Annotated in this window: 3 protein-coding genes; all 3 read right to left on the bottom strand. The window is 65.0% G+C overall.

What is annotated here, in order from left to right; translation table 11 throughout:
* Window positions 1-184: 184 nt before the first annotated feature.
* On the bottom strand, window positions 185-490 hold the full coding sequence (locus VKI00_RS24710; RefSeq protein WP_324442213.1) for a hypothetical protein: 306 nt from the start codon (window positions 488-490) through the stop codon (window positions 185-187).
* 26 nt (window positions 491-516) lie between these two features.
* A complete protein-coding gene (locus VKI00_RS24705) occupies window positions 517-2,151 on the bottom strand; it encodes a fatty acyl-AMP ligase (protein ID WP_324442211.1) in 1,635 nt (544 codons plus the stop codon).
* Window positions 2,152-2,504: 353 nt separating this feature from the next.
* The gene (locus VKI00_RS24700) at window positions 2,505-2,993 is read right to left on the bottom strand and encodes a DUF5994 family protein (RefSeq protein ID WP_324442209.1); all 489 of its coding nucleotides are present in this window, start codon (window positions 2,991-2,993) and stop codon (window positions 2,505-2,507) included.
* Window positions 2,994-3,319 lie beyond the last annotated feature (326 nt).

Genomic DNA, 3,319 nt, shown 5'->3' with positions numbered 1-3,319 from the left:
AGATTCAGCGCGTGGTCATGTCGCGCGCCCTGCTGCGCTGATTCTCGGCACGTGGCCGTGCTGCGGCAGCTCCTCCGCCGGGCGACCCGAGTGACTGATTGTCCATCTGGCCATGACATGCCGTAGTGTGGAGGACAGTTCCCCGGGTGCTGTAGATGACTCAGGGGAGTTAGAGGCCGGGTCGCTACAGCGTCACGGCCTTGTCCATGCGGTGGGCATGTTCGCTCTTGCGATGCGCGACTTGCGAATGAGGAATCCGCCGGGATGATGTCCAGTCGAGCATTTCCAGCGTCGTCTTGAGCTCATTGAATTTCGATGTCCTCGAGTCGTTTGAGCATGCGCCGAGAATTCTCGGCCTGCGCCGGAATGCCTTCAGCGCCTGACCGAGCTGCGACGCCAGCGCCTCGGCGCGGCCCGGGTACCGCACTAACCCCGGGACGAGGTGCGGTGGCGGATTTCGTTGGGGCGCAATGCCAAACGCAAACAACACTGTGCCGGTCCACGGGACAACCCAGCTCAGCTGAGCAGCGCCAGCGCGTACGCGCGCCGAAGCTTCCCTGACGGGGTCTTCGGAATGCTGCCCGGGCCCAGCACCACAACATTGCGGGGCCGCACATCGACCTCGGTGACGACCTCATGGGCCACCGCGTGTTTAATGCGGCGCACCTCGCCCGGATCCTCGAACATGTTCGACTCCAACGCAACCGCGAAAGATTCCCGAGTATGATCCGCATCCAGGCGCACCGCGACAGCACACCCCGGCCGAACCCCTTCGACGCGGCATGCGGCACGCTCGACGTCGGTCGGGTAGATACTGCGCCCGCCCATGATGATCACATCCTTGACCCGGCCGCAGACCACGACATGTCCGTCCTCGGTCAGATAGCCCAGATCACCGGTGTCATACCAGCCCTGCTCATCCTGGGCGCCGACAAATCCGCCCACCGTGATGTAGCCGCGCGTCACCGGCTCACCGCGCAGCTCAATGATCCCGACGCCGCGCGCCGGCAGCAGGGTGCCGTCCTCATCAACGATCCTGGCCTCCAGCCCGTCCAGCAGCGGACCCAACGCCGCCAGCCGGCGGGTATGGCCCATCGTGGCCGGCACCGCCCGGCGCAGCACCGCCAGCATGTCGGCATCCACCTCATCGACCACCAGCCCGCCGCCGCACTCGGAAAACGACACCGCCACCGTCGTCTCGGCCATGCCATAGGCCGGCAGGATCGCCTCGGGCCGCAGCCCGAACGGCGCGCCGGCCTCGCACAGATCTTCGACGTCAGCCGGCTCGACCTGCTCGGCACCCGAGAGCGCCCAGCGCAGCGTGGACAGATCGAATTGACCGGGCTGGGCATGCCTGCGCAGTCGCTTCGCCAACAGCACATAGGCGAAGTTCGGCGCCGCGGTCATCGTTCCCTTGTATTTGTCGATCAGCTTGGCCCACAACAAGATATCTTGCAAAAAATCCATCGGCGTGAACTTGACCAGCTCGGCGCCAAAGTACATCGGCACCGTCAAAAAACCAGTCATGCCCATGTCGTGGAACAGCGGCAGCCAGCTGACGATCACATCGGTATCGATGTCGACGCGGGCACCCACGAACATCGCCTCGGCATTGGCGACCACATTGCGATGGGTGATCGACACCGCCTTCGGAGAGCCGGTCGACCCGGACGTCAACTGTAACAACGCCAGATCGTCCTCTTCGGTCTGCACCGCAGCGATCGGGCCGGCGTCCAACAACTCGGCAACGGTGACCACTGCGATGCCTCGCTCGGCCAGCACCGGCGCGGCGGCCATAAACGGATCCGACACGATCACAACCTTCGCCCCGATCATCTCGATCACCGCGAAGGTTTCCCGCGCCCACACCCCCAGATCTGTTCGCGGAGTCGGCTGATGCAGCATCGTCAGGCTCGCACCGCGCATCCACAAACCCTGCGCGGTCGGAGCGATCTCCACCGGCGCGCCAGCCAACACCCCAACCCGATCGCCATGCCCCACGCCGGCCGCCGCCAGGCCCCCGGCGACCCGGCGAGCCCGCTCATGGACCTCCATCCAGGTGTGCCGCACCGGTGCACGGGGCTCACCGGTCACCATCCCGTTGAAACTCGTGTGGGCGTTGTAGAACATCGTCTCGGTAAACCTGCTCACACCAACCCCTCAATGTTGCGGCACGAAGATCGCGGTGCGATGGCCACCGTCGAAGCCCGCGGTTCAATCCGCAGCAGCCTAACAACCGCCCACACCAGACAGCGGGGTAATCCGGCGGACACCGTATGGCCAGGCGAACAGCACGGAATGCGAATGTCTCACAGGGGCGACACCGGTGTCATGTGCGACCACTTGACCCCAGCACCGACAGTGACGCGTTTCCGCAGGTCGCCGACTGTTTGTGGGCGGTCGCAGCCGTGCCGCCCGACTGGCGGGAGACACCCGACGGCGCGTTACCACCGACAACGAAGGCGGCGGCCTGAACCCGTCGCGCTTATCAGCAGACTCCCAGGCTATTCGGTGGCTGGTGTGCGGGTGCGGGTTGTTGTGTCCTGCGCGCCGGTCATGAGGAGGCCGTCAACCGTTGAGGCGTCGTCCGGCGCGGCCGCAGCCATCATGATGTCGTGCGCGCGGTCCGGGTCGCTGTGAGCGGGGACTACCAGCAGGACGATCTTGTTGCGGTTGGCTCCGAGCACTTCGAGAGTGTTGGCCGGCTGCAGGCGGTATCCGTTGAGTCGAACCGCTCGTTCGTCGGTCGGGAGTCTTGCCGGTGCCTTCGCCCACTCGTAGAGGTTGTATGTCACGCGATCGATGGCGCCGAGTCGCACCGACAGCACCGCCAGCAGATCTGGAAGCTCTGTAGAAAGGTCGTCACTGTGCGGCCACCATGCACCATCGACACAACCGGTAGGGGGCGCCTTGGGCTTGAGGCGCAGCCGTGGCGTGTTTTGAGGGGTTGTGCGGGCCCACCCGGCGGCGCTTCGCCCTCGTTGCAGCGTCATGCGACGCTCCTGTTCCAGCCGCGAACCGGCCAATCATTGAATCGGCGACGACACAATCTCCGAGTGGTCGCGTGCGACATACCGCCGATGCCGTTGACACTACTCGCACTCGGCGGGCAAGAGACGGAATCGCCGAGCCGTGGGCTCGCCCGGGACGGCTACGCGGGCACCGATTCAGAGCCCCCGCGAAAGCTGTTGCGCCTCAGCGCTGCTTGGCATTCAGCAAGTTGACGCTCGACGGTGCAGGCTCAGCTTTGGTGCGCTTGTCTGCGCGCTTCTGCTTGAGGGTCTTAGCGGATTTCTTGCTCATAGATTGCCGAGGAGAT

The sequence above is a fragment of the Mycobacterium sp. genome, assembly GCF_035314665.1.
In the GTDB taxonomy this organism is placed as follows: Bacteria; Actinomycetota; Actinomycetes; order Mycobacteriales; family Mycobacteriaceae; genus Mycobacterium.
The sequence above is the reverse complement of the archived record's forward strand: the minus strand, read 5'-3'. Positions and strand labels throughout refer to the sequence as shown.

What these genes read in the sequence shown, in the direction of transcription:
- VKI00_RS24700 (WP_324442209.1), bottom strand. Translation starts at nt 2,993, where the DNA reads ATGACGCTGCAACGAGGGCGAAGCGCCGCCGGGTGGGCCCGCACAACC.